The sequence below is a fragment of the Dyella sp. SG562 genome (assembly GCF_011759495.1).
GTDB lineage: Bacteria > Pseudomonadota > Gammaproteobacteria > Xanthomonadales > Rhodanobacteraceae > Dyella_D > Dyella_D marensis.
Genome location: NZ_JAAOYS010000001.1, coordinates 665,098 through 689,590 on the forward strand (window position 1 = coordinate 665,098; position 24,493 = coordinate 689,590).

Consider the following 24,493-nt stretch of genomic DNA (forward strand, 5'->3'; position numbering starts at 1 on the left):
GCGCACGCCGCAGGAACCTCGCCATGCCCCCGCAAGCCTCCGCCGAGCTGGAAACCGCCACCTACGCCAAAGTGACGCTGCGGCTGCTGCCGTTCCTGTTCGTCTGCTACGTGGCCGCCTATCTGGACCGCGTCAACGTCGGCTTCGCCAAGCTGCAGATGCTCAGCGACCTGCGTTTCAGCGAATCGGTGTACGGCCTCGGCGCCGGCGTGTTCTTTATCGGCTATTTCCTGTTCGAGGTGCCGAGCAACATGCTGCTGCACCGGCTGGGCGCGCGGCTGTGGATCAGCCGGATCATGGTGAGCTGGGCGCTGGTGTCCGCCTCGTCGATGTTCGTGACCACGCCGGCGGCGTTCTACGTGGTGCGCTTCCTGCTCGGCGTGGCGGAGGCCGGCTTCTTTCCCGGCATCGTGCTGTATCTCACCTACTGGTATCCGTCGGCGCGGCGCGGGCGCATGAATGCGCTTTTCATGATCGGCATTCCGGTCGCCGGCGTGCTCGGCGGCCCGCTGTCGGGCTGGATCATGCATGCGTTCGGCGGGCTGCACGGGCTGGCGAACTGGCAGTGGCTGTTCCTGCTCGAAGCACTGCCTTCCTTGGCGCTGGGCATCGCCACGCCGTTCGTGCTGCCCAATGGCATCCGTGCGGCAGCGTGGCTGGACGAGCGCGAGAAGCAATTGCTCGAAGCGAACATGGCCAGCGACGGCGATGCGGGCGCCGAAGCGCCGCTGCGCAGCGTGCTGGCGGACGGCCGCGTGTGGCGGCTGGCGGCCATCTACTTCTGCTGCATGATGGGCCTGTACGGCGTGAGCTTCTATCTGCCCACGCTGATCGCCGCGGCCGGGGTGAGCGATGCGCTCGACGTGGGCTTGCTGACGGCGGTTCCGTACGCGGTCGCCGTGGTGGCGATGATCCTGGTCGCGCGCAGCTCCGACCGGCGCAACGAGCGCCGCTGGCATCTCGCCGTGGCGAGCCTGGCCGGCGCCGTCGGGCTGTACGCGAGCACGCTGTACGCGGGCCAGCTGTCGCCCGGCCTGATCGCGCTGTCGATCGGCACGGCCGGCGTGCTGTCGACCATGCCGGTGTTCTGGACCCATCCCAGCCGCGTGCTGGCCGGCACGGCGGCAGCGGCCGGCATCGCGATGATCAATTCGATCGGCAATCTCGCCGGCTTCGTCAGCCCGTCGATCATCGGCTGGATCAAGGATCTGACGCACAGCACGAATGGCGGGCTGGTGGTGGTCGCGCTGGCGCTGGTCGCCGGTGCCGCGCTGGCGCTGACCGGGCGCTCCGCTGCCGCGCCGGGGCGGGCCTGATGCCATCTCTTCACGAAGCAAGCGCAGCACTGCTCGCGGCATGCCGCGGGATCGTCGGCGCGCGGCACGTGCTCACCGGCGATGCGAAGACGCGCCGCTACCGGCAGGGTTACCGCTTCGGTAACGGCAAGGTGCTGGCGGTGATTCGCCCGGGCAGCCTGGTGGAGCAATGGCATGCGCTGGCCGCATGCATCGCCGCCGGCGCGGTGGTGATCACGCAGGCCTCGAATACCGGCTTGACCGGCGGCTCCACGCCCGACGGCGACGACTACGGCCGCGACGTCGTCATCGTCAGCACCACGCGCATCCGCCGCGTGCATCTGCTCGACGGCGGCCGGCAGGTGGTCTGCGTGGGCGGCGCCACGCTGGACCAGCTCGAACGCGCCTTGAAGCCGCTGGGGCGGGAGCCGCATTCGGTGATCGGCTCCTCGTGCATCGGCGCCTCGGTGCTGGGCGGCATCTGCAACAACTCGGGCGGCTCGCTGGTGCAGCGCGGGCCGGCCTACACGGAAATGGCGATCTATGCGGCCGTCGACGCAGCGGGCGTGTTGCGGCTGGTCAATCACCTGGGTATCGAACTGGCCGGCACGCCCGAAGAAATACTGGCGCGTGTCGAAGCCGGTGCATTTGCGCAAGAAGAGATCCAGCCAGGCGCGGCAGCATCGGATCACGCATATGCCAGCCACGTCCGCGATATCGACGCTGCGACACCCGCCCGCTTCAACGCCGACCCGCGCCGCCTGTTCGAAGCCTCCGGCTGCGCCGGCAAGATCATGGTGTTCGCGGTGCGGCTGGACACGTTCCCGGCCGAGCGCGGCGCCAAGGTGTTCTATATCGGCACCAACACGACATCCGCGCTGACGGAACTGCGCCGCCACGTGCTGGCGAATTTCGAGCACCTGCCCATCGCCGCCGAATACATGCACCGCGATGCCTTCGACGTCGCGCACCGGTACGGCAAGGATCTGTTCCTGGTGATCGACCGCTTCGGCACGGAGCGCATGCCTGCGCTGTTCAACCTGAAGACCCGCTGCGATGCCTGGTTCGACCGCCTCGGCTTCCTGCCGGCGCAGATGAGCGACCGCATCATGCAGTGGCTGAGCGAACGGCTGCCGGAACACCTGCCGGAGCGGCTGCGGCTGTATCGCAACCGCTACGAGCATCACCTGCTGCTCAAGGTGCCGGCCGCGGGCATCGACGAGGCGCGCGGTTTCCTGTCCGCACATTTTGCCGGCGAAGACGGCGCGTACTTCGAATGCACGGACGAGGAAGGCCACAAGGCCTTCCTGCACCGCTTCGCGGCGGCGAGCGCGGCGGTGCGCTATCGCGCCGTGCATCCGCGCGAGGTCGAGGACATCGTCGCGCTGGACATCGCCCTGCCGCGCAACCAGCGCGACTGGTTCGAGCGACTGCCGGCGGACATCGAGGCTTCGATACGGCTGAAGCTTTATTACGGGCACTTCCTGTGCCATGTGTTCCACCAGGACTACATCGTGGCGAAGGGCACGGATTGCGCGGCGCTGGAACATCGGATGCTCGAACTGCTCGACCAGCGCGGTGCCGAATATCCGGCGGAGCACAACGTGGGCCATCTGTACCAAGCGAAACCCGCGCTGGCCGGCTTCTATGCGCAGCTCGACCCCTGCAACTGTTTCAACCCTGGCATAGGCGGCACGGCGAAGTCCGCCAGTCCGCACCCTTAAGCGCCCGGACTGGCGGCGGCAGCGCCCGCGCGCGATCATGCGGCGGTTATCCGTCCGCCCCGGCCCCGCGCGGCGGACTCAAGCCAGGAAACCGCATGATCGACCGCCTCGCCCCGCTCTATCCCCAGCACCTGGCCACGGTGCGCCAGCACGCCGACCAGGCGCTTGCGCTGACCGGCCACGACCACCTGCTGATCGCCGCCGGCCTGCCGCCGCGCAAGTTCCTGGACGACCAGGACTACCCCTTTATCGCCAGCCCCCATTTCCGCCACTGGCTGCCGCTGATCGACGCGCCGGGCAGCTGGGTCGTGCATACGCCAGGGCAGCGGCCGCGGCTGGTGTTCCTGCAGCCGCGCGATTACTGGCATGTGGTGCCGCAGGCGCCCAGCGGCTACTGGGTGGAGCATTTCGACATCACCATCGTGCGCACGGTGGAAGAAGCCGTCGCCCAACTGCCCGGCGCGCAGACGCGCCGCGCGGTGATCGCGCCGGCCCAGCCCGCGCTGGCCGGCATCGAGCCGAACAACCCGCAGGACGTGCTCGACATCCTGCACTGGCACCGCTCGTACAAGACGCCCTACGAACTGGCACTGATGCGCGAAGCCAGCCGCATCGGCGCGCGCGCGCACCGCGCCGCCGAGCAGGCGTTCCGCGCCGGCGCCAGCGAGCTGGGCATCCACCAGGCCTATCTGGCGGCAGCCGGCGCGATCGACGCGGAGCTGCCGTACGCCAGCATCGTGGCGCTGAACCAGCACGGCGCCGTGCTGCACTACACGCATTTCGGCCGCGTGGCGCCGGAGTATCACCGCTCCTTTCTGATCGACGCCGGCGCGAGCGCGTTCGGCTACGCCAGCGACATCACCCGCACCTACGCCGGCCGCGGCGAGGACGAGTTCCAGGCGCTGATCGACAGCGTGGAAGCCGCCCAGCTCACGTTCGCCGCCAAGGTGCGCGCGGGACAGAGCTATCCGGACCTGCACATCCACGCCCACCACGTGCTGGCCGGCGTGCTGCGCGAGCACGGCTTTATCCGCATGGCCGCCGAGAGCGCGGTGGAAACCGGCGTGACCGCGGCGTTCTTCCCGCATGGCCTGGGCCATCCGATCGGCCTGCAGGTGCACGACGTGGCCGGCTTCCAGCAGGGCGAGCGCGGCGGCAGCATTCCGCGCCCCGCCGGGCATCCGTACCTGCGCATGACGCGCACGCTGGAACCGGGCATGGTGGTCACCATCGAACCGGGCCTGTACTTCATCGACATGCTGCTCGACGAACTGCGCGATACGCCGGTGGCCAAGGACATCGACTGGGAGCGCATCGAACTGTTCAAGCCCTACGGCGGCATCCGCATCGAGGACGACGTGGCCTGCACCGCCGGCGAACCCGAAAACCTCACGCGCGACGCGTTCGCGCAAGCCTGAGCCACGCCATGGACCCGCTGCCGCCGCTAGGCCCCGCCCCGCTGCCCCCGCCGCCGGTAGCCGCACCGCCGCGCAAGCGCGTGCCGCTGTGGCTGATCCTGCTGGGCAGCCTGATCGTGGCCATCGTGGCCGCGGTCGGCGGGCTGGCCTGGTGGGGCTGGCTGGCATTCGAGCAGCAGGCGGTGGTGGCGATGGCGGCCGACCCGGTCATCGCCGAACACATCGGCAGCATCCGCAGCAGCGAGTTCGACTGGACCTTGACCAGTTCCGAACCCGACGAGGACACCTTCGCCTTTCATCTGAAAGGCGAGCGCGGCAGCGGCACCGTGGTCGCGCGCTTCATCACCGAGGACGCCGACAGCGAGACCATCGACGGCGGCGTGCTGATCATGCAGGACGGCTCGCGCATCCCCCTGCGCAGCCGCGGCACGCAGGACGGCAGCGCAGACGACGAACACGGCTGAAGCCCCGGCGGCCCTGCCGTTTCCTGATCTGGATCAAGCCCCTGCGGCCGGCTGCCGCGCGGCAATGCTTCGCGCGACATGCACGTGAACGCGGCGTATCCTGCCCTGCAGCTGAAGCAGGGGAGCCTCGGATGTCCACGCCGTCGACCCAACCCGGCAGCCGCGAGCCGCAGCGACCGGTGCTGCGCCGGCTGGCCCGCGAGCTGATCCTGATCGTGATCGCCAAGATCGTGCTGCTCACCCTGATCTGGTGGGTGGCGATCGCCCCGCATCCCCGTCCCGATACCCGTCCGGCCGCGATCGAGCATCTGCTCGCGCCGGCCGCTCCGTCCTCCGCCGCGAGCCAAGGCCACCCATGATCATCGACGCCGATGTCGTCACCTTGTCGCGCCTGCAGTTCGCACTGACGGCGCTCTATCACTTCCTGTTCGTGCCGCTCACGCTGGGACTGGTGTGGATCCTCGCCATCATGGAGAGCGTCTACGTCATGACCGGCCGCGAAGTATGGAAACGCATGACCCAGTTCTGGGGTGTGCTGTTCGGCATCAACTTCGCCATGGGCGTGGCCACCGGCATCACCATGGAATTCCAGTTCGGCATGAACTGGGCCTATTACGCGCACTACGTCGGCGACGTGTTCGGCACGCCGCTGGCGATCGAAGGACTGATGGCGTTCTTCCTGGAAGGCACCCTGATCGGCGTGTTCTTCATGGGCTGGACGCGCGTGTCGCCGGTGAAGCACCTGCTGGTGACCTGGTTCCTGGCGCTGGCCACCAGCCTGTCCGCGCTGTGGATCCTGGTGGCCAATGCGTGGATGCAGAACCCGGTGGGCTCGGCCTTCAACCCCGAGACCATGCGCATGGAAGTGACCTCGTTCGCCGAGGTGTTCTTCAATCCGGTGGCGCAGGCCAAGTTCGTGCACACGGTGAGCGCGGGCTATGTGCTTGGCTCGATGTTCGTGCTGTCGATCAGCGCCTGGTACCTGCTGCGCGGACGCAACGTGGACTTCGCCAAGCGCTCGATGACGGTGGCCGCCAGCTTCGGCCTGGCCGCGGCGCTGTCGGTGGTGGTGCTGGGCGACGAATCCGGCTACGCGGTGTCGGAAAACCAGAAGATGAAGATGGCCGCGATCGAGGCCATGTGGGAGACGGAACCGGCGCCCGCTTCGTTCACCGTGTTCGGCATTCCCGACGTCAGGAACCGCACCACGCACTACGCGCTGCAGGTGCCGTGGGTGATGGGCCTGATCGGCACGCGCTCTACGACCAAGCCGATCCCCGGCATCAACAACCTGGTGGAAGACACCAAGGGCAAGATCGACAACGGCATCCGCGCCTACGACGCCATGCTGGTGCTGCGCGAGGACAAGCACAACGCGCAGGCCAAGGAGATTCTGGCCGCGCACGACAAGGATCTCGGCTACGCCCTGCTGCTGAAGCACTTCGTCGAAGACCCGCGCAAGGCCACGCCGGAAGACATCCAGAAGGCCGCCGACAGCACCATCCCGAACGTGCCGGTGCTGTTCTGGTCGTTCCGCATCATGGTGGCCTGCGGCTTCTACTTCATCGCGCTGTTCGCGTATTCGTTCTGGCTGTCCAGCCGGCGCCGGCTGGACCGCAACCGCTGGTACCTGAAGCTGGCCTTCTACAGCCTGCCGCTGCCGTGGCTGGCGGCGGAGCTGGGCTGGATCGTGGCCGAATACGGCCGCCAGCCCTGGGCCATCGAAGGCATCCTGCCGACCTCGCTGGGCGTGTCCAGCGTGAGCGCCGGCCAGGTGTGGACCTCGCTCGGCGGCTTCGTGCTGTTCTACACGGCGCTGGCGGTGGTGGACGTGGTGCTGATGCTGAAGTTCGCTCGCAAGGGGCCGGATGGCTTAGGCATCTGGCCCATGGTCACGCGCGACCCGTCGCTGCGTCCCGCCCTGGAAGATTGAGGAGCCTGCCATGTTCGATCTCGACACTCTGCGGGTGATCTGGTGGGCGCTGCTGGGCATCCTGCTGGTCGCCTTCGCCGTCACCGACGGCTTCGACTTCGGCACCGCGGCGCTGCTGCGCGTGCTCGGCCGCGACTCCGACGAGCGCCACGTGCTGCTGGAAACCATCGAGCCGACCTGGGAAGGCAACCAGGTGTGGTTCGTGCTAGGCGGCGGCGCCGCGTTCGCGGCCTGGCCGATGCTGTATGCCGTGTCGTTCTCCGGCATGTACCTGGCGATCTTCCTGGTGCTGGTCGCCTTCATCCTGCGGCCGGTGGGCTTCAATTTCCGCAGCAAGATCGAGCACACGCGCTGGCAGGGACTGTGGGACTGGGTGCTGGTCGCCTCCGGCACCGCGGTGCCGCTGCTCACCGGCGTGGCCTTCGGCAACCTGTTCCTGGGCGTGCCGTTCCGCTTCGACGACGACCTGCGCATGAGCTGGCACGGCAGCTTCTTCGAGCTGCTGCATCCGTTCGCACTGGTCGCGGGGCTGGTGTCGCTGAGCATGCTGCTGGCTCACGGCGCCGCCTGGGTAGCGTTCAAGGCCGACCGCAGCATCGCCGCGCGCGCCGCCCGCGTCGCGCGCTGGACCTGCCTGGCCTGGGCCGTGCTGTACGTGGCCGCGGGCATCTGGCTGGCCTACGGCATTCCCGGCTATGCGATCGCCAGCGAGGTGGTGCCGGGCGGCCCGTCCAATCCGCTGTTCAAGCAGGTGGCGACGGGCAGCAGCTGGTTCGCCAGCTATATGCGCCATCCGTGGTTCTGGGCGGCGCCGCTGGCGGCGTTCGGCGGCGCGCTGCTGCTGCAGTGGCAGGTGGCCAGGCAGGGCTTCGCCGGCTTCCTGGGCAGCAGCCTGATGGTGATCGGCACCATTCTGTCGGCCGGCTTCGCACTGTTTCCCTTCCTGCTGCCGTCGAGCATCGACCCGCGTTCCAGCCTCACGGTGTGGGACGCCTCCTCCAGCCGCAGCACCCTGCTGCTGATGCTCGGCGCCGTCATGGTGTTCCTGCCCTTGATCGTGCTGTACACCTCATGGGTGTTCCGCGTGATGCGCGGCCGGGTGACCCTGGAACACGTGCGCGGCACGCACCGCAGCTACTGATACGGAGAGCGGACCATGTGGTATTTCAGCTGGATTCTCGGCCTGGGCCTGGCCTGCGCCTTCGGCATCCTCAATGCGATGTGGTACGAGGTGCATGCGTCGGATGAGGCGCGGCAGCGCGAGGACACAAATCCGCCGGAACATTAAAGCTCGTCATCCCGGCGCAGGCCGGGATCCAGTGGCGTCATCGTTCGGTGGTCGCCGGAGACTCAAGAGCCGGGCTTTGGGGTGTGTTTGCTCTTATGGAACTTATCGCTACTGGATCCCGGCCTGCGCCGGGATGACGAGCTAACGTTCCGCGAGCATCGCTTCAATCGCCTCCGCTTCCTTCGGCACCGCGTCGGTAAGCACTTCGTGGCCGTCGCGGGTCACCGCCACGTCGTCCTCGATGCGGATGCCGATGCCGCGCCAGCGCTCGTGCACCGAGCGCTCGCCGGGCGGCACGTAGAGGCCCGGCTCCACCGTCACCACCATGCCCGGCTCCAGGATGCGCGGCTCGCCGTCGATGCGGTAATCGCCCACGTCGTGCACGTCCAGGCCCAGCCAGTGGCCGGTCTTGGCGGGGAAGAAACGCTTGTAGCTGCCTTCGGCGATGGCGGTTTCGGCGTCGCCCTGCAGCAGGCCCAGCGAACACAGGCCTTCGGCGAGCAGATACACGGCCGCCTCGTGCGCGGCGCTGAACGGGCGGCCGGGCCGCACCTCGTCGATGGCGGCCTGCTGCGCGGCCAGTACCACCTCGTAAAGCGCGCGCTGTTCGCGGCTGTAGCGGCCGTTGACGGGGAAGCTGCGGCTGATGTCCGAGGCGTAGCAGTCCAGTTCCGCGCCGGCGTCGATCAGCAGCAGGTCGCCGTCGCGCAGCGGCGCGCGGTTGGCCTGGTAGTGCATGACGCAGGCGTTGGCGCCGGAGGCCACGATCGGCGGGAAGGCCGGCACCGCGCCGCGGCTGCGCATGGTGCGCACCAGCTCGGCTTCCACTTCGTATTCGTGCCGGCCCGGCTGCGCCATGCGCATGGCCGAAAGATGCGCCTCGGCGGCGATGGCGGCGGAGCTGCGCATCAGGCGCAGTTCGGCGCGCGACTTGTACAGGCGCAGGTCGTGCAGCAGATGGCCCAGCGCCACGAATTCCTTCGGCACCACGCCGCCGCCGCGCAGCTGGCGCAGGCGGCGCATCCAGCCGAGCAGGCGGGCGTCGAACTCCGGCTCGCGGCCGAAGTGGCAATACACGCGGCCGCGGCCTTCGATCATGCCGGGCAGGATGTCGTCGATGTCGTCGATCGGGAAGGCGTCGTCCATGCCGTGCTCGGACACGGCGCGCTCGGTGCCGATCGATTCGCCGTGCCAGCGCTCGCGCTCGTCGTCGCGCTCGCGGCAGAACAGCACCGCCTCGCCGTGCAGGCGGCCGGGCAGCAGGGCCAGCACGGCGTCCGGCTCGGGGAAGCCCGAGAGGTAATGCAGGTCGGAGTCCTGGCGGTAGGGCCAGGCGGCGTCGGCGTTGCGGATGCGTTCGGGCGCGGCGGCGACCAGCAGCACCGCGTCCTCGCCGGCCATCTTCATCAGCTGCCGGCGGCGGCGGGCGTATTCGTCCTGCGCGATGCTCAATGCACGGTGTCGCTGTTGGGCTTGTTGCGGCCGCCCACGCATTCGGCGTGCAGCAGCATGGCGGCGACGCGCACGAATTCGTGCAGTTCGATCAGCGCGTCCTCGTCGTCGCGGCTGTCGCCGAATTCGAATTCGGAAGCGGCGATGGTGTTCAGGTCGCGCAGGATCTCCTGCGCTTCGTCGGACAGCTTGCCGAACTTCTCCGGCCCGGCCAGGCCGAAGCCGCCGAGGAAGCCGCGGCACCAGTCGCCCAGCGAGTCGGCGCGTTCTTCCAGCGGGCGGTCGTCGGCGGGGAGCAGCGGCTCGAAGCCCAGTTCCGGGTCGGCCAGTTCCTGTTCGCTCTGGCGCACCAGCTGTTCGAGCAGGGCGCGGTCATTGGCCGAGGGGCTGACCTGTTCGCCACCATCGAGCTGCAACACGGCCAGCAGCGCATCCTTGCCGACGCGGCCGCCGCCGCTGAGATAGCCGCAGAGCGAACCGTGCAGTTCGCTGGCATCGACGGCCAGTTTCAGGCGCGCCGCGACGCCGTCCAGTTCCTCGTGACCGATCAGCTCGGCAGGCGCCATGGAAGTACTCCTTCGGGGTCAAGACGGCAGTTTAATGCAGCCTCCGGAAATGCGCCGGGAGTGGCAGCTGACACGGCCGGGCCTCCTGCTATAGTTCCGCGCATGAGCACCGCCCCGTTCAACGATCCGGTCAAGCAGGAACTTGCCGCGCTAGGCGAGCAGGTCGACCGCCTGCTGGACGCGGTGCGCCGCCTGGCCGAGGAAAACCGCAGCCTGCGCCACAGCCAGGAACAGCTGGCCAGCGAGCGAGCCGGCCTGATGGCCCGCAACGAGCAGGCGCGCAGTCGCGTCGAAGCGATGATCCAGCGCCTCAAGGCACTTGAGAACAACGGCTGAGCACCCAGATGACGAACTCCAGTGAACCCGTCGCGCTGCGGCTGATCGATCGCGAATTCCTGATCGCCTGCGCGCCGGAGGAACGGGAGGGCCTGCTGGAATCGGCCGCCTACCTGGACCGCAAGATGCGCGAGCTGCGCGCCAACGCCAAGACGCCGGGCTTCGACCGCCTGGCCGTGCTGGCGGCGATCAGCATCACCCACGAGTTCCTGGCCCTGCGCAAAACCCATAGCGGAGCTGACCAGAGCGTGGGCGATACACTTGCCGCGATGCGGCGCAAGCTTGAAGCGGCCCTCGACGGGCAACTAAAATAGTCCTCGGCGTTTACTGCGGTGTGCGCCAGCACACTCTTACATTTGCCTTGTTCCTAAATACGGCCCCGGGTCGGCTTTTCATCGGCTGTTGTGCATGTCCGCTGCGTGCGGAAAGCCTTGAGGCCATGTAGCCCTCCCACCTGATCCATCGTGGATCAAGGTCGTTTGGTGGGCAGCGGCACCGCGGTGGACGCCACCTTTTTACCGCTACGGCCGAGCTTGTTCCGACATCGGCCGGGCCCGCGGAAACCGCCCGCAGCGCTTGCGCTGCGGGCGTTCTCTTGAGGAGACCTCGACGTGGACGCCACCGCCCAGCGCCGCGAGCTACGCCAACGGCTGGCCGAACGCCGCCGGGAGCTCTCCCCGCCCCAGCGCATGGCCGCCGCCCAGGGGCTGCGCCGCAGCCTGGAGCAGCTGCCCGAATACCACACCGACGTCCGCGTGGCCGGCTACTGGGCCACCAACGGCGAGCTGCCGCTGAACCTGGCGATCCCGCCCCTGGCCACGCGCGGCCAGCAGTTCATGCTGCCGGTGATCGGCCCCGGCAAGCGCCTGCGCTTCGCGCCGTGGAGCGCCGACCAGGACGTGCAGCCGAACCGCTACGGCATTCCCGAACCGGTCGACCCCGCCGAGCTGTTCGAGCCCTTCCAGCTCGATCTGGTGCTGCTGCCCCTGCTCGCCTTCGACCGGCTCGGCAACCGCCTGGGCTACGGCGGCGGCTATTACGACCGCGGCTTCGCCTTCCTCAAGGACCAGGCGCGCCCCACCGAACCGCTGCTGGTCGGCGTCGGCTACGCCTTCCAGGAACTGCCCGCGATCGAGCCGGCCGCCTGGGACGTGCAGCTGGATTACATCGCCACCGAGCAGGAACTGATCGATTGCCACGCCGACGCGGCCGGCGACGGAGACGCCCACGCATGAACCACTGGCTGATGAAGTCCGAGCCGGACGCCTTTTCCATCGACGACCTCAAGCGCAAGGGCAAGGAGGCCTGGGACGGCGTGCGCAACTACCAGGCGCGCAATTACATGCGCGACGGCATGCGCAAGGGCGACAAGGTGTTCTTCTATCACTCCAATTGCGCCGAGCCGGGCATCGTCGGCGTGGCCGAAGTGGTGACCGAGGCCTATCCGGACCCGACCCAGTTCGACCCCAAGAGCAACTACTTCGACCCCGGCAGTTCGCGCGACAACCCGCGCTGGATGCTGGTCGAGGTGAAGTTCGTGAAGAAGCTCAAGCGCACCATCTCGCTGAAGGAACTGCAGGCCGACCCGGCCTTGGCGGAGATGCCGCTGGTGCGCAAGGGCAACCGCCTGTCGGTGATGCCGGTGGCCGCCGCCGAGTGGCGCCACATCCTCACGCTCGAATAATTCCCTACTGTCCGGACTGCATCATGAGCAACGAAAAACGCCTGGCGGGCGAAGCCGCCATCCGCTACGTCGAGGAAGGCGGCATCGTCGGCGTCGGCACCGGTTCCACCGTGGCGTTCTTCATCGACGCGCTGGCGGACCTGAAGGACCGCATCCAGGGCGCGGTGTCCAGCTCCGAGCAGTCGACCGCGCAGCTCAAGCGCCTGGGCATCCCGGTGCTCGACCTCAACGCCACCGGCCCGCTGTCGATCTACGTCGACGGCGCCGACGAATGCGACCCCTACAAGCGCCTGATCAAGGGCGGCGGCGCCGCGCTGACGCGCGAGAAGATCATCGCCGCGGCCAGCGCGAAGTTCGTGTGCATCATCGATTCCAGCAAGCGCGTGGAACTGCTGGGCAAGTTCCCGCTGCCGATCGAGGTGATCCCGATGGCGCGCAGCCTGGTCGGCCGCGAGATCGTCAAGCGCGGCGGCAACCCGGTGTGGCGCGACGGCGTGGTCACCGACAACGGCAACTGGGTGATCGACGTGCACGGCTGGCAGATCGCCGACCCGGTGGCGCTGGAAAAAGAGCTCAACCAGATTCCCGGCATCGTCACCGTGGGCCTGTTCGCGCAGCGCGCGGCGGACGTGGTGCTGATCGGCGACCGCGAGATGTAAGCCGCTCGGCGAACCGCGTCCGCAAGCGCGGACGCGGTTGCGCCTTTCAGTGGATCGCCGCCTTGCTGATGGCCACGTGCGCGGCGAATGCGCCGGATACGGCGTCGCCGGCCTTGGCGTTGTCGAGCAAGGCACCGTAGACCGCATTCAATTCGCTCTGCAGCTGTTTTTTCGCGGCAGCGGTGAGCGCACCATTCTTGGTTGGACCGCCCATCGGCACGATCACATCCCACAGCGCGGGATTGCGCAGCGCCGCCAGGGCGGCGACACCGTATTTCTCCACCAGCCCTTCCAGCGTCAGGGCCTGCCTCTTCTGCGTAGCCATCGTCGCCTCCTTTCGCGCCCAATGCGCGGTGCGGGCAGGGAAGCTACATCCGGCGTGCCGGCCTCGCAGCTAGCCAGGGGCGATAGGGCTTATTGCCGGGCGTGGCTGCTGGATATGTGCGTCAGCGCACGGCGCGGGCGAGGAATTCGGGGGCGCAATATGCGGTTGCCCGCTCCGTCTACTTCAGGGTCTTGGCCCCGCCGCGCAGCGCGAACGGCGCCAGCGTGGCGGCATTCTTGACGAAGACATCCTCGAAGTTGCGGCCACCCTTGACGTGCTCCAGCGCGCCGCTCACCTTGCTGCTGTCGGCACCGCCGCCTCCGTGCAATTCTCTGCCGCGCTCGGCAAGCATCAGCGTGCCCATCTTGTGCACCCACTTGAGGCCCTTGGCGGTGAGTCCGGCGTTGTCGAACGATTCCTGGGCCTTGTCGTTATGCCCGGCAATCAGGTGCTGCAGGCCTTGGGTGACGCGGGAGCGGCGGTCGGCCGCTTTGATCTTGCTGTCGAAGTAGGTCTTGCCCTTGGCTTTGCCATTGCTCTGCAAGCGCTTGTCGAGCTTGGGGGCGAGATCCGGATAGTCGTAGACCTTGCTGGTGCGGCTATTGGACACCGCGGCGATGTCATTGGCGACGTGCAGCGAATGGACGTCGGACGCGCCCTCGCGGTAGACGACCTGGCGATTGACCGGCTTTACCTTCTTGCGGACCGCGGTGATGTTCTTGTTCCCGCGAACCTGCTGCGACATCTTCAAGATGGCGGGCAGCTCGGTATCGAGTTTGGCGAAATCGAGCCTGGTCAGTTTCGTTACGGCTGCCTTGGTTCGCGGACCGGGAATGCCCACGCCGCCATGCATGTTGATGGTGGGCTGCCGGTTGCCCAAGTCGATCGCCGCGCGATAGGCCGCCTCCGGCATTTTCTCGAGGCGCCGCGTCGAGCGGCGCAGATCCGGCGCCTTGTGCGCATCGATCAGCTTCTTGGGAGGAATGACCTTGTGCTTCTTGTCGGTCGCACTCTTGCCGGCCGCGCTCTTTCGCGGCTGCGTCTTGACCTTGCCCATGACTCACCCCCTGACAGGACTGGAGCAGGCTGTGCCTGGGCAGGCGGGCTGTCAAGGGTATGGGCGCGCAAAAAGGTTACCTGGACTTCCGGGCGTGCTCCGCAGACCAAAAATGAAAAACCCGCCACGAGGGCGGGTTCTTCATTTTTGGCTGGGAGACTAGGATTGCGAGCCCCATCCATGGGGCTCGCCCCTGCGCGCTGCGCGCTCCGGGGCCAGCGCTGCGCGCTGTCCAAATTCGTTCCCGACGAATTTGTCGAACGTGGTTCGCCTCCTGTGCTCCGCAGACCAAAAATGAAAAACCCGCCACAAGGGCGGGTTCTTCATTTTTGGCTGGGAGACTAGGATTGCGAGCCCCATCCATGGGCTCGCCCCTCCGCGCTACGCGCTCCGGGGCCAGCGCTGCGCGCTGTCCAAATTCGTTCCCGACGAATTTGTCGAACGTGGTTCGCCTCCTGTGCTCCGCAGACCAAAAATGAAAAACCCGCCACAAGGGCGGGTTCTTCATTTTTGGCTGGGAGACTAGGATTCGAACCTAGATAAACGGAGTCAGAGTCCGTTGTCCTACCGTTAGACGATCTCCCAACATTCTGCCGATGCGGCGCGCTCTGACCTGCATGCGCTGCATCGTTGAAACGAAACCCCCGAAGGGAATTAGCGCTTCGAGAACTGGGTAGCGCGACGTGCCTTGTGCAGACCGACCTTCTTACGCTCGACCTCACGGGCGTCGCGGGTCACGAAGCCGGCCTTGCGCAGCTGGGTCTTCAGGCTTTCGTCGTACTCGATCAGCGCGCGGGCGATGCCCAGGCGGATCGCACCGGCCTGGCCGGTGATGCCGCCGCCGGCGACGGTGACGAGCACGTCGAACTTGTCGGTGGCTTCGATCAGTTCGAGCGGCTGGCGCACGATCATGCGCGAGGTCTCGCGACCGAAGAACTGATCAAGCGGCTTGCCGTTGACGACGATGTCGCCCTTGCCCTTGCGCAGGAACACGCGGGCGGCGGAGGTCTTGCGGCGGCCGGTGCCGTAATTCTGCTGGATCGCCATGTTGGTTCCTTAGATTTCCAGCGCCTGCGGCTGCTGTGCGGTATGCGGATGCTCGGCGCCGCCGTAGACCTTGAGCTTGCGGTACATGGCGCGGCCCAGCGGGTTCTTCGGCAGCATGCCCTTCACGGCGATCTCGATGACGCGCTCGGGGTGGCTGGCCAGCATGTCCTTCAGACTGGTGGTCTTCAGGTTGCCGACGTAGCCGGTGAAGCGGTGGTACATCTTGTCGTCCAGCTTGGCGCCGGTGACGTGCACCTTCTCGGCGTTGATCACGACGATGTAGTCGCCGGTATCGACGTGCGGGGTGAACTCCGGCTTGTGCTTGCCGCGCAGGCGACGAGCGATCTCGGTCGAGAGACGACCGAGCGTCTTGTCAGTCGCGTCGATCACGAACCAATCGCGCTTGACGCTTTCCGGCTTGGCGCTGAACGTTTTCATTTCGGAATACCTAGTCTGCCGCCACATGGGCGGTTGGCATAATCGGCGGTGCAAAGGCGCGAGATGATAGCGGAGCTTGCATCGATCGCGCAAGCCCACCGTCGGCGGGCTGCGAGCTGGCAATAATAGCATGATGAACCGGTCCGAAGAAAAGCCCCCTACACGCATTGCCGCACTGGCCGACCAGTGCGTGCAGTGCGGCCTGTGCCTGCCCGTCTGCCCCACGTATGCGCTGGATCGCAACGAGGCCGAGTCGCCGCGCGGGCGCATCGCCATCGCCGCCGCGCTCGCCCGCGGCCAGGCGGAACCCACCGCGGAGCTGCGCGGGCACCTGGATCACTGCCTGGGCTGCATGGGCTGCGAGAAAGTCTGCCCGGCCAACGTCCGCTATGGCGAATTGCTGGTGGAGACGCGGGCGTTGCTGGGGCCGGCCCCGGGGCGGCCGGAGCGGGAAATCGGACTTATCCGTCAGCCAATGCGTTGGCGGCGCCTGCGGCAGGTCCTCGGCGGAGTAGGCTTCGCCGGCTGGAAATCGCTGGTGGCGAAAAGCCTGCCCGAGAAGTCCGCGCTGCGCAGCGCCCTGGCGCTGTGGCCGCGCACCCCGCTGCCGGCGCCCTATATCCCGCAACCTGCGTCCGATGAAACCCCGGATGCCGACACCATCGCCCTCTTTCCCGGCTGCATCGCCAGCGTCGAGGACGCCGACGCGCAGCGCGCCGCACTCACGCTGCTGCGCGCCGCCGGCTATCGCGTCGTCGAGCTTCCGGCCTTCTGCTGCGGCGCCATGGATCTGCACGGCGGCGACACGGCCAACGCCAGGCGTGCGGCCGCGCAGGTCGACGCCGCCTGGCGGAGCGCGAAGGCGGCCCACCTGGTGACGATCACTCCCGGCTGCATCGGCACGCTGCGCCACGCCCTGCCCGGCGTGCGCGTGGCCGATCCCGTGGCACTGCTGGCAGCACGCGCCGAGCGCCTGTCGTTCCGCCCGCTGCAGGCACGCGTCGCCGTCCATCTGCCCTGCACGCAGACCAATGTCGCCCGCAGCGACGACGCGCTGCTGCGGCTGCTGCGCCGCGTGCCCGGACTCGACGTCGCCCCGCTGCCCAAGCCCCCGCACTGCTGCGGCGCCGCCGGCACGCACATGCTGGAATTCCCCGAACGCGCCGCCCGCCTGCGCGAAGACGCCCTGCGGCAGGTCGCCGCGTTGGCGCCGCAGCGGCTGTTGTCGTCCAATATCGGCTGTCGCCTGCATCTCGCCGCAGGCATGCAGGGCGCGCGGCAGTGGCCGCACCAGCATCCGCTGGTCCTGCTGGCGCAGCAGCTGGAACCCTAGAGATGGAGGCCGCCATGAATGTCCGTACCCTGTCGCCGCTCGACCGCCTGCTGGTCGGCCTGGAACGCGCCCTGGAAACCGTGGGCGGCAGCCCCGAAGCCGCCCGCCCCTCGCCTTCCGCCGGCATCGGCGAGGCCGAGCTGGACGACGCCGAGCGCCGCCACGCCGCCGGCCTGATGCGCATCAACCACACCGGCGAGGTTTGCGCGCAGGCGCTGTACGACGGCCAGGCCGCGCTCGCCCGCAGCGAGCAGAACCGCGAGCACCTGCTGCACGCCGCCGCCGAGGAAACCGACCACCTCGCCTGGTGCGCCGAGCGCCTGAAGGAACTGGACAGCCGCCCCAGCCTGCTCAATCCACTGTGGTACGCCGGCAGCTACGCGATCGGCGCGCTGGCCGCGCTGGCGGGCGACCCGGTGAGCCTGGGCTTCGTGGTGGAAACCGAGCGGCAGGTGGAAGCGCACCTGGAGGAACACCTGGAAACGCTGCCGGCGCAGGACCAGCGCTCGCGCGCCGTGCTCGCACAGATGCAGGAAGATGAAGTGCGCCATGCGGAGCAGGCGAAGGAACGCGGCGGCATCGAGCTGCCATTCCCGCTGCCCGGGTTGATGCATCTGAGTTCGATGGTGATGAAGAAGGTGGCGTACCGGATCTGAGGCCGCCGAAACCCGCAAAAGAAAGACCCGCCTTCCGGCGGGTGCCACGCTCAAAAGAAAAACCCGCCTTCCGGCGGGTTTTTCATGCACGTCACATCAGGTTGCGCCCGTGGAACAGCTCTTCGATCTCGCGCCGCAGCAGCGACTCGATGCGCTGGCGCTCCTTGAACGACAGATCGTCCGCATGCGCCTCGAACAGGTAGGTGTCGAGGTCGAAGTCCTTGATGTGCATCTTCGTGTGGAACATGTTTTCCTGGTACACGTTGACGTCGAACATCTCGTACTTCTGGCGGATGTGCTTGGCCAGGTAGTCCTGCACCGAATTGATCTTGTGGTCGATGAAGTGCTTCTTGCCCTTCACGTCGCGGGTGAAGCCGCGCACGCGGTAGTCGGCGATCACGATGTCCGACTCGAAGCTGTCGATCAGGTAGTTCAGGGCCTTCAGCGGCGAGATCACGCCGCAGGTGGCCACGTCGATGTCCGCGCGGAAGGTGGCGATGCCGTTGTGCGGATGCGTTTCCGGATAGGTGTGGACGGTGATGTGGCTCTTGTCCATGTGCGCCACCACGGCACCGGAAATGGTGTCGCGGCCGAGCTTCTCCACCACCGGCTCCTCGGAGATGAGGATGGTCACGGACGCACCCTGCGGGTCGTAGTCCTGGCGGGCGATGTTGAGGATGTTGGCGCCGATGATCTCCGCCACGTCCGTGAGGATCTGGGTAAGGCGGTCGGCGTCGTACTGCTCGTCGATGTATTCGATGTAGCGCTGGCGCTGTTCTTCCGACACCGCGTAGCAGATGTCGTAGATGTTGAAGCTCAGGGCCTTGGTCAGGTTGTTGAAGCCCTGCAGGCGCAGGCGCGGGAGGGGTTTCACCACGGCGACTCTCCATGGCCGGGGGGCGGCCAGCAGTAGAGGCGGGTTAGCGACAAGGGTCCCCGCAGAAAAAGAAAAACGACGCGAAGACGTAAGCCTCCGCGACCCTTGTGACCGGGCGGCGACAACGCCGTGACCGAAAGACCGTGAAGTATGCGACAAAATAGGGAGAAACTGAACCTTGGCAGGCTGCGCTGGTTTGCCATAATGCCGCGGGGTCAACAGAAGAACGAACCGAAGTCCAGCCGCCGCCCTCAGGGGCCTGGCGGCTGCCGCCCTCCAAGCTGGGATAGATCGTGGCGCAACTCAAATACCAACTCCAACAAGCTTTTGAACGCTCCCAGGCCCCTGCCAGCTTCGCCCCCGACCCGGCGTCGATGGAGCGCTTCCTGGCCCTCTGCCACCGTCGCCGCTATCCCGGCAAGACGGCGATCATCCGGCCGGGCGACCCGGCCAACACCTTGTATTACATCGTCGACGGCTCGCTGGCGGTCTGCACCGAGGACGAGCAGGGCCGCGAACTGATCCTGGCCTACCTCAGCCGCGGCCAGTTCATCGGCGAAATGGGGCTGTTCGTGGAGCAGGCCCAGCGCGAGTCGATGGTGCGCACCCGCACCCCCTGCGAAATGGCCGAAATCAGCTACGAGCGCCTGTTCCACCTGATGGAAGGCCCGCTGCGCGAGGAATGCCCGAAGATCCTGTTCGCGATCGGTTCCCAGCTCACCCATCGCCTGCTGCGCACCTCCCGCCAGGTCAGCCGCATGGCCTTCATGGACGTGACCAACCGCATCTCCCGCACCCTGCTGGACCTGTGCCAGGAACCGGACGCCATGAGCCACCCGGACGGCACCCAGATCCGCATCTCCCGCCAGGAAGTCAGCCGCATCGTGGGCTGCTCCCGCGAGATGGTGGGCCGCGTGCTCAAGCAGCTGGAGGAGCAGGGCATGATCGACGTGGCCGGCAAGACCATCGTGGTGCGCGGCACCCGCTGAGCGCTCCGCCCCGTCCGATCCCGACGAACCCGGCCCCGGCCGGGTTCGTTCGTTTCAGGGGTGGCTCAACCGGCCAGGCGCTCGGCGGGCGCCCGGTAGACCATGTACACGTCGGCCCGCTCGTAATGCGAACCGGCGCGGGTGGACGGCTGCAGCTCGAAACCGGCCTGCTCGTACATGCGCAGGGCCGTGCGCAGCCTGCTGTTGGATTCCAGGAACAGCTCGCGCCCGCCGCGGCGGTGGAATTCGGCGATGGCCGCACCCAGCAGCTTCCGCCCGGCGCCCAGGCCCTGGAAGCTCTCGTCCACGCTCATCTTCGACAGCTCGTACACGCCAGGCGACTCGTGCAGCAGGGCGCAGGTGCCGATGGCCTGCCCGCCCATGCGGGCGAACAGCAGGGCGCCGCCGGGCGCCAGCACATAGCGCTCGGGGTCGCTGAGCATCTGGCGGTCGATCTCCTCCACCCGGAAATAGCGCTCCAGCCACTGCACGTTGAGGCGGTAGAAATCCGCGGCCAGGGCCGGCTCGTAGGGCACGATCTCCAGCGGCTGGGCCAGCAGGGCCGAGTGCTCGGCCAGGATGGCCGGCACGATCGGGCGCTCCTTCAGCGCCTCCTCGCAAGCCGCCAGCGCCGCCAGCAGCCGCTCGCCCTGCTCGCCCAGCGAGGCGGTGACGCCGCGGCGGATCGCCTGCCAGACCGGCCCCAGCGCGCCCAGCGCCTGGCGCGCCTCGCCAGTCAGCACCAGGATGCTGCGGCGGCCGTCCTGCGGGTCGCGCTCGCGGCGGACCATGCCGGCGGCGTCCAGCTTGTCCACCAATTGGCTGACCGCCGAATGGGTCTGGCCGATCGCCGCCGCCACTTCGCCCACGGTGCCGGGGCCGCTCTCCCACAGATAGCGCAGCACCGGGAACCAGCGCGATTCGATGGAGGCGCCGCAGGCGCGGTAGACCTCGTCGGCCGCGGCATAGAACTGGTCGCTGAGCGCCTTCAGGCGGCTGCCGAGCGCCAGCTCGGCAAGGGTGGACAGGTACATGGGGAACGGGACCGGCGGTGATATGTAAGTACTAACATAATCACCTGGAAGGCCGTCGACAAGGCCTCCGCCGCGGTCTCAGAACCACTCCACCCGCGTCACCGAACGGCCCAGCACCTTCTCCAGCCGCTTGCACACCTTGGGCGTGCCATTGACCAGCACCGCCTCCCCGGCGCCCTTGAGCATGGGGATATCGGCCAGCGAATCGCTGTAGGCCAGCTGCCATTCGCGCACGCCGTGCGCGGTGAGGCGCTCCAGCTTGCGCCGCCCCACGTTGTGGAACTTCACGCGCATGCCGAACGGTCCCGGCTTGAACTCCGAGGCCAGCAGCTCCAGCCCGTCCAGCCCGAGCTGGTCGAGGATGCCGCGCGCCACCGTGCGCTCGCAGCCGGTCACCACGATCACCCGGTCGCCCGCGGCCTGGTGCCGGCGCAGCGCCTGCAGGCCGTCGCGATAGAACTGCCTGGGCCGGCGCACCAGCGCGGCGGCGAAGGCCTGCGCCTCGGCGGTGTAGCGGCGCTCGCCGACGCCGAGCAGGCCGATATGCACCAGGCTGCGCACCACCGTACGCCAGGACAGCGGCCACACCAGCAGCATCCACGGCAGGTTGGCGCAGGCCAGCAGCTTGCGCAGCGGCGCGCGCGCGTAGCGCTCGGTGATGAACACGCGGAAGCTGTCGCCCTGGAACAGCACGCCGTCGAAATCGAACAGCACGGTGCGCGGCGCCACGGCCGCGTCGCCCGCCGTCTCCGGCGAGGTGGAGGTTTCCCCTGTCAACGTCGTCGGCCCTACTGCGCGGCGAACAGCCGCTTGAGTTCGGCGCCCGGGTCCTGCGCGCGCATGAACGCTTCGCCGACCAGGAACGCATGGATGCCGGCATCGCGCAGGCGCTCGACGTCGTCGGGCGTGTGGATGCCCGACTCGGCGACCAGGATGCGGTTGTAGTCCATCAGCTCGCGCAGCTCGATCGAGGTATCCAGCGTGGTCTCGAAGGTGCGCAGGTTGCGGTTGTTCACGCCGATCAGGCGCACCGGCAGCGCCTGGGCGCGCTCCAGTTCCTCGGCGTCGTGCACTTCGCACAGCACGTCCATGTCCAGCTCGGCGGCCTGCATCGAAAGATCCTCCAGCTCGGAATCCTCCAGCGCCGCGACGATCAGCAGGATGCAGTCGGCGCCGATCGCACGGGCCTCGTACACCTGGTAGGGATGGATCACGAAGTCCTTGCGCAGCACCGGCAGCGAGCAGGCCTCGCGCGCCTGGCGCAGGAACTCCTCGCTGCCCTGGAAGAAGTCCTTGTCGGTCAGCACCGACAGGCAGGCCGCGCCGGCGAGCTCGTAGCTGCGCGCGATCGAGGCCGGGTCGAAGTCGGCGCGGATCACGCCCTTGCTGGGGCTGGCCTTCTTCACTTCGGCGATCACCGCCGGCAGGTCGGCTTCGATCTTGGCCTCGACGGCATCGGCGAACGGACGCGTCTCGGTGGCATCGGCCAGGCGCGCCTTGAGCTCGGCCAGCGGCAGCCGTGCGCTGCGCTCGGCGATCTCCTCCGTCTTGCGCGTCAGGATGCGTTGCAGGATGTCGGTCATGGGTCGGCCTGGATGCGTCAGCGTGGGTCGGGGAAACGCGCGGTGCGCGGCCCAAGGTTACACAAGCTTCGGCCGCGCCGCGCGCGGACCGAATGCCTAGGGCGATTGGCCTACCTTGGGCTTACGACGCTGCCGCAAGCCTTCGGGTGGTAGCCACGAAAGCGTCCATTTTTGCACGAGCCGCGCCGCTGGCAATGGTCGCGCGCGCCAATTCGATACCCGCGGCGATCGAAGTCGCGACATCGGCCGCATACAGCGCCGCGCCGGCGTTGAGGCAGACGATGTCGTGCGGCACGCCGCGGCGCCCTTCCAGCGCCTCCAGCAGCATGGCGCGCGACTCGGCCGCGTTCTCCACGCGCAGGTTGCGGCTGGAGGCCATGGCCAGGCCGAAGTCCTCCGGCTCCACCTCGTACTCGCGCACTTCGCCATCGCGCAGCTCGCCGACCAGGGTGGCGGCGCCCAGCGAGATCTCGTCCATGCCGTCGCGGCCCCACACCACCAGCGCGTGCCTGGCGCCCAGCTGCTGCAGCACGCGCACCTGGATGCCGACCAGGTCGGGGTGGAACACCCCCATCAGAATATTCTGCGCACCGGCCGGATTGGTCAGCGGCCCCAGGATATTGAACAGGGTGCGCACGCCCATTTCCTTGCGCACCGGCGCCACCACCTTCATGGCCGGATGATGGTTGGGCGCGAACATGAAGCCGATGTCGGTCTCGCCCATGCACTGCGCCACCTGCGCCGGCGGCAGGTCGATCGCCGCGCCGAGCGCCTCGAGCACGTCCGCGCTGCCCGACTTGGACGACACGCTGCGCCCGCCATGCTTGGCCACGCGCGCACCCGCCGCCGCCGCGACGAACATCGACGCGGTGGAGATATTGAAACTGGAGGCGCCGTCGCCGCCGGTGCCGACGATGTCGACGAAATGCGGATGCGGCGCGGCGTCCACCTTCGCCGCCAGCTCGCGCATCACGCGCGCGGCGCCGGTGATCTCGCCGATGGTTTCCTTCTTCACGCGCAGGCCGGTGATGATCGCCGCGGTCATCAGCGGGCTGACTTCGCCGCGCATGATCTGGCGCATCAGCTCGATCATCTCGTCGTGGAAGATCTCGCGGTGCTCGATGGTTCGCTGCAGCGCTTCCTGCGGGGTGATGGTGATGCTGCGCCCGGCACCGTTCATGCGGCGAGCTTCAGCGGCAGGCCGAGGAAGTTGCGCAGCAGGTCGTGGCCGTGCTGGGTAAGGATGGATTCGGGGTGGAACTGCACGCCCTCGATCGGCAGGGTCTTGTGGCGCAGGCCCATGATCTCGTCGATCGAACCGTCCGCGTGCTCGGTCCAGGCGGTGACTTCCAGGCAGTCCGGCAGCGAGCCCTGCTCCACCACCAGCGAGTGGTAGCGCGTGGCCTCGAACGGGTCCGGCAGCCCGGCGAACACGCCGCGGCCGCGATGGCGCACCGGCGAGGTCTTGCCGTGCATGATCTGCTTGGCGCGGATCACCTTGCCGCCGAAGGCCTGGCCGATGGCCTGGTGCCCAAGGCATACACCGAACACCGGCACTTCCCCCGCCAGCTGCCGCAGCACGTCCAGCGACACGCCCGCGTCGTCCGGCGTGCCCGGGCCGGGCGAGATCATGATGTGCGAGGGCCGCAGCGCGCGGATGCCGGCCACGTCGAGCGCGTCGTTGCGCACCACCTTCACTTCCTGTCCCAGCTCGCCCAGGTACTGGACGAGGTTGAAGGTGAAGCTGTCGTAGTTGTCGATCATCAGCAACATGAGCGCTGCAACCCTATGAATTTAACCGTGTTACGGGCCATGGCCCGGACTTCGCGCCCGCCTGGGCGGGGCGTGGGGAGCGCACAGGATAGCGCGCCTGCCGGGGCATGACGGAACGGATCGGCATGTAGTCCCCGCCATGGCGCTTGGACGTCCATTTCGCCCCTTCGTGACCGCGGAAAGCATCTAACACCCGTCGTCTGTCCCGAATGCAGTGCCCCGGGCGCCATTTCAGCCTGCGCCTAAGAGACGCCTCTACACCCCCGCGCCAAGATGCAGCGGTGGTCCGCCGCATCCGCGGCAGTCGGAGCATCGACGATGAAAGCGCAGCGCAACCGCCCATCCGCAAAAAAGCATGGGCGCGGCCCGAAACAGATCACGCTGCTGCTGAGCGCGCTGGCGCTGATGCTGCTGAGCATCGTCAGCGGCGCCAGCAAGCCCGTGGCGGGAGCGATCCTGGTCGGCGTGGCCGCGGGCATCGCGCTGGCCATCCTGCTGCGCATGGCGCTGAACTTCGATCCGGAGGAATAGATCCGGCGCGAGCATCGGAATACGCCCAAAT

The 24,493-nt window shown here is 67.8% G+C and carries 29 protein-coding genes, 1 tRNA gene and 1 other RNA gene; 18 read left to right on the forward strand and 13 right to left on the reverse strand.

Going from position 1 to position 24,493, the window contains the following annotated elements; all coding sequences use genetic code 11:
- The first annotated feature begins 23 nt into the window (after positions 1 to 23).
- The 8 genes from FHW84_RS02820 (at position 24) to cydX (ending at position 8,122) form a co-directional block, all read left to right on the forward strand.
- On the forward strand, positions 24 to 1,316 hold the full coding sequence (locus FHW84_RS02820) for an MFS transporter (RefSeq protein ID WP_167252586.1): 1,293 nt from the start codon (positions 24 to 26) through the stop codon (positions 1,314 to 1,316).
- Positions 1,316 to 3,019, forward strand: a complete 1,704-nt coding sequence (dld, locus tag FHW84_RS02825; RefSeq protein WP_167252587.1) for a D-lactate dehydrogenase — start codon at positions 1,316 to 1,318, stop codon at positions 3,017 to 3,019. Before FHW84_RS02820 ends, dld begins: the two co-directional genes overlap by 1 nt.
- Before the next feature lie 95 nt (positions 3,020 to 3,114).
- A complete protein-coding gene (gene pepQ / locus FHW84_RS02830; RefSeq protein WP_167252588.1) occupies positions 3,115 to 4,437 on the forward strand; it encodes a Xaa-Pro dipeptidase in 1,323 nt (440 codons plus the stop codon).
- 8 nt (positions 4,438 to 4,445) lie between these two features.
- Positions 4,446 to 4,901 (forward strand): hypothetical protein, encoded by a 456-nt coding sequence (locus tag FHW84_RS02835; protein WP_167252589.1) that lies wholly within the window; start codon positions 4,446 to 4,448, stop codon positions 4,899 to 4,901.
- A 131-nt stretch (positions 4,902 to 5,032) separates the two neighbouring features.
- The gene (gene cydP, locus FHW84_RS02840; RefSeq protein WP_167252590.1) at positions 5,033 to 5,260 is read left to right on the forward strand and encodes a cytochrome oxidase putative small subunit CydP; all 228 of its coding nucleotides are present in this window, start codon (positions 5,033 to 5,035) and stop codon (positions 5,258 to 5,260) included.
- Complete coding sequence (locus FHW84_RS02845) at positions 5,257 to 6,834, forward strand: cytochrome ubiquinol oxidase subunit I (protein ID WP_167252591.1); 1,578 nt, start codon at positions 5,257 to 5,259, stop codon at positions 6,832 to 6,834. The genes cydP and FHW84_RS02845 overlap by 4 nt, the downstream gene beginning before the upstream one ends.
- A gap of 10 nt (positions 6,835 to 6,844) precedes the next feature.
- A complete protein-coding gene (cydB, locus tag FHW84_RS02850) occupies positions 6,845 to 7,975 on the forward strand; it encodes a cytochrome d ubiquinol oxidase subunit II (RefSeq protein WP_167252592.1) in 1,131 nt (376 codons plus the stop codon).
- Between the two features lie 15 nt (positions 7,976 to 7,990).
- Positions 7,991 to 8,122: a cytochrome bd-I oxidase subunit CydX gene (gene cydX, locus FHW84_RS02855; protein ID WP_167252593.1), complete on the forward strand. Its 132-nt coding sequence runs from the start codon at positions 7,991 to 7,993 to the stop codon at positions 8,120 to 8,122.
- A 141-nt stretch (positions 8,123 to 8,263) separates the two neighbouring features.
- On the opposite strand, the gene FHW84_RS02860 is transcribed toward cydX, so the two are convergent.
- Positions 8,264 to 9,616 (reverse strand): aminopeptidase P N-terminal domain-containing protein, encoded by a 1,353-nt coding sequence (locus tag FHW84_RS02860; RefSeq protein WP_167252594.1) that lies wholly within the window; start codon positions 9,614 to 9,616, stop codon positions 8,264 to 8,266.
- Entirely contained in the window at positions 9,571 to 10,140 is a 570-nt protein-coding gene (locus FHW84_RS02865; RefSeq protein WP_167252595.1) for a UPF0149 family protein, read from the reverse strand. Before FHW84_RS02865 ends, FHW84_RS02860 begins: the two co-directional genes overlap by 46 nt.
- Positions 10,141 to 10,242: 102 nt before the next feature.
- Between FHW84_RS02865 and FHW84_RS02870 the strand changes: the two genes are divergently transcribed.
- The 6 genes from FHW84_RS02870 to rpiA all read left to right on the forward strand — a co-directional run bounded on the left by FHW84_RS02870 (position 10,243) and on the right by rpiA (position 12,819).
- Positions 10,243 to 10,476: a TIGR02449 family protein gene (locus FHW84_RS02870; protein ID WP_167252596.1), complete on the forward strand. Its 234-nt coding sequence runs from the start codon at positions 10,243 to 10,245 to the stop codon at positions 10,474 to 10,476.
- A gap of 8 nt (positions 10,477 to 10,484) precedes the next feature.
- Positions 10,485 to 10,790 carry a cell division protein ZapA gene (locus FHW84_RS02875; RefSeq protein WP_167252597.1) on the forward strand — a complete coding sequence of 102 codons (306 nt, stop codon included), beginning with the start codon at positions 10,485 to 10,487 and terminating at the stop codon, positions 10,788 to 10,790.
- Between the two features lie 7 nt (positions 10,791 to 10,797).
- Positions 10,798 to 10,984: non-coding RNA, 6S RNA (ssrS, locus tag FHW84_RS02880), on the forward strand.
- Positions 10,985 to 11,087: 103 nt separating this feature from the next.
- Positions 11,088 to 11,711 (forward strand): 5-formyltetrahydrofolate cyclo-ligase, encoded by a 624-nt coding sequence (locus FHW84_RS02885; protein WP_167252598.1) that lies wholly within the window; start codon positions 11,088 to 11,090, stop codon positions 11,709 to 11,711.
- Positions 11,708 to 12,160, forward strand: a complete 453-nt coding sequence (locus FHW84_RS02890) for an EVE domain-containing protein (protein ID WP_167252599.1) — start codon at positions 11,708 to 11,710, stop codon at positions 12,158 to 12,160. Before FHW84_RS02885 ends, FHW84_RS02890 begins: the two co-directional genes overlap by 4 nt.
- Positions 12,161 to 12,183: 23 nt before the next feature.
- Positions 12,184 to 12,819, forward strand: a complete 636-nt coding sequence (gene rpiA / locus FHW84_RS02895) for a ribose-5-phosphate isomerase RpiA (RefSeq protein ID WP_167252600.1) — start codon at positions 12,184 to 12,186, stop codon at positions 12,817 to 12,819.
- A gap of 46 nt (positions 12,820 to 12,865) precedes the next feature.
- On the opposite strand, the gene FHW84_RS02900 is transcribed toward rpiA, so the two are convergent.
- The 5 genes from FHW84_RS02900 to rplM form a co-directional block, all read right to left on the reverse strand.
- On the reverse strand, positions 12,866 to 13,144 hold the full coding sequence (locus tag FHW84_RS02900) for a hypothetical protein (RefSeq protein ID WP_167252601.1): 279 nt from the start codon (positions 13,142 to 13,144) through the stop codon (positions 12,866 to 12,868).
- A gap of 178 nt (positions 13,145 to 13,322) precedes the next feature.
- Positions 13,323 to 14,201 (reverse strand): hypothetical protein, encoded by an 879-nt coding sequence (locus FHW84_RS02905; RefSeq protein ID WP_167252602.1) that lies wholly within the window; start codon positions 14,199 to 14,201, stop codon positions 13,323 to 13,325.
- A 511-nt stretch (positions 14,202 to 14,712) separates the two neighbouring features.
- Positions 14,713 to 14,786 (reverse strand) — tRNA-Gln (locus FHW84_RS02910).
- A 69-nt stretch (positions 14,787 to 14,855) separates the two neighbouring features.
- A complete protein-coding gene (rpsI, locus tag FHW84_RS02915; protein WP_167252603.1) occupies positions 14,856 to 15,248 on the reverse strand; it encodes a 30S ribosomal protein S9 in 393 nt (130 codons plus the stop codon).
- Between the two features lie 9 nt (positions 15,249 to 15,257).
- On the reverse strand, positions 15,258 to 15,686 hold the full coding sequence (gene rplM, locus FHW84_RS02920) for a 50S ribosomal protein L13 (protein ID WP_167252604.1): 429 nt from the start codon (positions 15,684 to 15,686) through the stop codon (positions 15,258 to 15,260).
- Between the two features lie 130 nt (positions 15,687 to 15,816).
- On the opposite strand from rplM, the gene FHW84_RS02925 reads away from it, so the two are divergent.
- Complete coding sequence (locus FHW84_RS02925; protein WP_167252605.1) at positions 15,817 to 17,019, forward strand: (Fe-S)-binding protein; 1,203 nt, start codon at positions 15,817 to 15,819, stop codon at positions 17,017 to 17,019.
- A gap of 14 nt (positions 17,020 to 17,033) precedes the next feature.
- The gene (gene coq7 / locus FHW84_RS02930) at positions 17,034 to 17,675 is read left to right on the forward strand and encodes a 2-polyprenyl-3-methyl-6-methoxy-1,4-benzoquinone monooxygenase (RefSeq protein ID WP_167252606.1); all 642 of its coding nucleotides are present in this window, start codon (positions 17,034 to 17,036) and stop codon (positions 17,673 to 17,675) included.
- Between the two features lie 91 nt (positions 17,676 to 17,766).
- On the opposite strand, the gene speD is transcribed toward coq7, so the two are convergent.
- Positions 17,767 to 18,552 (reverse strand): adenosylmethionine decarboxylase, encoded by a 786-nt coding sequence (gene speD / locus FHW84_RS02935; protein WP_026633844.1) that lies wholly within the window; start codon positions 18,550 to 18,552, stop codon positions 17,767 to 17,769.
- 374 nt (positions 18,553 to 18,926) lie between these two features.
- Here speD and crp point away from each other — a divergent pair, with 374 nt between their 5' ends.
- Complete coding sequence (gene crp / locus FHW84_RS02940) at positions 18,927 to 19,541, forward strand: cAMP-activated global transcriptional regulator CRP (protein ID WP_208399577.1); 615 nt, start codon at positions 18,927 to 18,929, stop codon at positions 19,539 to 19,541.
- A 65-nt stretch (positions 19,542 to 19,606) separates the two neighbouring features.
- Here the strand turns inward: crp and FHW84_RS02945 are convergent, their stop codons facing one another.
- The 5 genes from FHW84_RS02945 to FHW84_RS02965 all read right to left on the reverse strand — a co-directional run bounded on the left by FHW84_RS02945 (position 19,607) and on the right by FHW84_RS02965 (position 23,931).
- Entirely contained in the window at positions 19,607 to 20,575 is a 969-nt protein-coding gene (locus FHW84_RS02945) for a helix-turn-helix domain-containing GNAT family N-acetyltransferase (protein ID WP_167252607.1), read from the reverse strand.
- 78 nt (positions 20,576 to 20,653) lie between these two features.
- Positions 20,654 to 21,352, reverse strand: a complete 699-nt coding sequence (locus tag FHW84_RS02950) for an HAD family hydrolase (RefSeq protein ID WP_167252608.1) — start codon at positions 21,350 to 21,352, stop codon at positions 20,654 to 20,656.
- Between the two features lie 11 nt (positions 21,353 to 21,363).
- Positions 21,364 to 22,158: an indole-3-glycerol phosphate synthase TrpC gene (gene trpC, locus FHW84_RS02955; protein ID WP_167252609.1), complete on the reverse strand. Its 795-nt coding sequence runs from the start codon at positions 22,156 to 22,158 to the stop codon at positions 21,364 to 21,366.
- Positions 22,159 to 22,279: 121 nt separating this feature from the next.
- Positions 22,280 to 23,338, reverse strand: a complete 1,059-nt coding sequence (gene trpD, locus FHW84_RS02960; protein ID WP_208399578.1) for an anthranilate phosphoribosyltransferase — start codon at positions 23,336 to 23,338, stop codon at positions 22,280 to 22,282.
- A complete protein-coding gene (locus FHW84_RS02965) occupies positions 23,335 to 23,931 on the reverse strand; it encodes an aminodeoxychorismate/anthranilate synthase component II (RefSeq protein ID WP_167252610.1) in 597 nt (198 codons plus the stop codon). The genes trpD and FHW84_RS02965 overlap by 4 nt, the downstream gene beginning before the upstream one ends.
- Before the next feature lie 318 nt (positions 23,932 to 24,249).
- Here FHW84_RS02965 and FHW84_RS02970 point away from each other — a divergent pair, with 318 nt between their 5' ends.
- Positions 24,250 to 24,462 (forward strand): hypothetical protein, encoded by a 213-nt coding sequence (locus FHW84_RS02970; protein WP_167252611.1) that lies wholly within the window; start codon positions 24,250 to 24,252, stop codon positions 24,460 to 24,462.
- The last annotated feature ends 31 nt before the right edge of the window (positions 24,463 to 24,493 follow it).

What these genes read in the sequence shown, in the direction of transcription:
- FHW84_RS02820 (WP_167252586.1), top strand. Translation starts at nt 24, where the DNA reads ATGCCCCCGCAAGCCTCCGCCGAGCTGGAAACCGCCACCTACGCCAAA.
- dld (WP_167252587.1), top strand. Translation starts at nt 1,316, where the DNA reads ATGCCATCTCTTCACGAAGCAAGCGCAGCACTGCTCGCGGCATGCCGC.
- pepQ (WP_167252588.1), top strand. Translation starts at nt 3,115, where the DNA reads ATGATCGACCGCCTCGCCCCGCTCTATCCCCAGCACCTGGCCACGGTG.
- FHW84_RS02835 (WP_167252589.1), top strand. Translation starts at nt 4,446, where the DNA reads ATGGACCCGCTGCCGCCGCTAGGCCCCGCCCCGCTGCCCCCGCCGCCG.
- cydP (WP_167252590.1), top strand. Translation starts at nt 5,033, where the DNA reads ATGTCCACGCCGTCGACCCAACCCGGCAGCCGCGAGCCGCAGCGACCG.
- FHW84_RS02845 (WP_167252591.1), top strand. Translation starts at nt 5,257, where the DNA reads ATGATCATCGACGCCGATGTCGTCACCTTGTCGCGCCTGCAGTTCGCA.
- cydB (WP_167252592.1), top strand. Translation starts at nt 6,845, where the DNA reads ATGTTCGATCTCGACACTCTGCGGGTGATCTGGTGGGCGCTGCTGGGC.
- cydX (WP_167252593.1), top strand. Translation starts at nt 7,991, where the DNA reads ATGTGGTATTTCAGCTGGATTCTCGGCCTGGGCCTGGCCTGCGCCTTC.
- FHW84_RS02860 (WP_167252594.1), bottom strand. Translation starts at nt 9,616, where the DNA reads ATGCGTGGGCGGCCGCAACAAGCCCAACAGCGACACCGTGCATTGAGC.
- FHW84_RS02865 (WP_167252595.1), bottom strand. Translation starts at nt 10,140, where the DNA reads ATGGCGCCTGCCGAGCTGATCGGTCACGAGGAACTGGACGGCGTCGCG.
- FHW84_RS02870 (WP_167252596.1), top strand. Translation starts at nt 10,243, where the DNA reads ATGAGCACCGCCCCGTTCAACGATCCGGTCAAGCAGGAACTTGCCGCG.
- FHW84_RS02875 (WP_167252597.1), top strand. Translation starts at nt 10,485, where the DNA reads ATGACGAACTCCAGTGAACCCGTCGCGCTGCGGCTGATCGATCGCGAA.
- FHW84_RS02890 (WP_167252599.1), top strand. Translation starts at nt 11,708, where the DNA reads ATGAACCACTGGCTGATGAAGTCCGAGCCGGACGCCTTTTCCATCGAC.
- rpiA (WP_167252600.1), top strand. Translation starts at nt 12,184, where the DNA reads ATGAGCAACGAAAAACGCCTGGCGGGCGAAGCCGCCATCCGCTACGTC.
- FHW84_RS02900 (WP_167252601.1), bottom strand. Translation starts at nt 13,144, where the DNA reads ATGGCTACGCAGAAGAGGCAGGCCCTGACGCTGGAAGGGCTGGTGGAG.
- FHW84_RS02905 (WP_167252602.1), bottom strand. Translation starts at nt 14,201, where the DNA reads ATGGGCAAGGTCAAGACGCAGCCGCGAAAGAGCGCGGCCGGCAAGAGT.
- rpsI (WP_167252603.1), bottom strand. Translation starts at nt 15,248, where the DNA reads ATGGCGATCCAGCAGAATTACGGCACCGGCCGCCGCAAGACCTCCGCC.
- rplM (WP_167252604.1), bottom strand. Translation starts at nt 15,686, where the DNA reads ATGAAAACGTTCAGCGCCAAGCCGGAAAGCGTCAAGCGCGATTGGTTC.
- FHW84_RS02925 (WP_167252605.1), top strand. Translation starts at nt 15,817, where the DNA reads ATGATGAACCGGTCCGAAGAAAAGCCCCCTACACGCATTGCCGCACTG.
- coq7 (WP_167252606.1), top strand. Translation starts at nt 17,034, where the DNA reads ATGAATGTCCGTACCCTGTCGCCGCTCGACCGCCTGCTGGTCGGCCTG.
- crp (WP_208399577.1), top strand. Translation starts at nt 18,927, where the DNA reads ATGGAGCGCTTCCTGGCCCTCTGCCACCGTCGCCGCTATCCCGGCAAG.
- FHW84_RS02945 (WP_167252607.1), bottom strand. Translation starts at nt 20,575, where the DNA reads ATGTACCTGTCCACCCTTGCCGAGCTGGCGCTCGGCAGCCGCCTGAAG.
- trpC (WP_167252609.1), bottom strand. Translation starts at nt 22,158, where the DNA reads ATGACCGACATCCTGCAACGCATCCTGACGCGCAAGACGGAGGAGATC.
- trpD (WP_208399578.1), bottom strand. Translation starts at nt 23,338, where the DNA reads ATGAACGGTGCCGGGCGCAGCATCACCATCACCCCGCAGGAAGCGCTG.
- FHW84_RS02965 (WP_167252610.1), bottom strand. Translation starts at nt 23,931, where the DNA reads ATGTTGCTGATGATCGACAACTACGACAGCTTCACCTTCAACCTCGTC.
- FHW84_RS02970 (WP_167252611.1), top strand. Translation starts at nt 24,250, where the DNA reads ATGAAAGCGCAGCGCAACCGCCCATCCGCAAAAAAGCATGGGCGCGGC.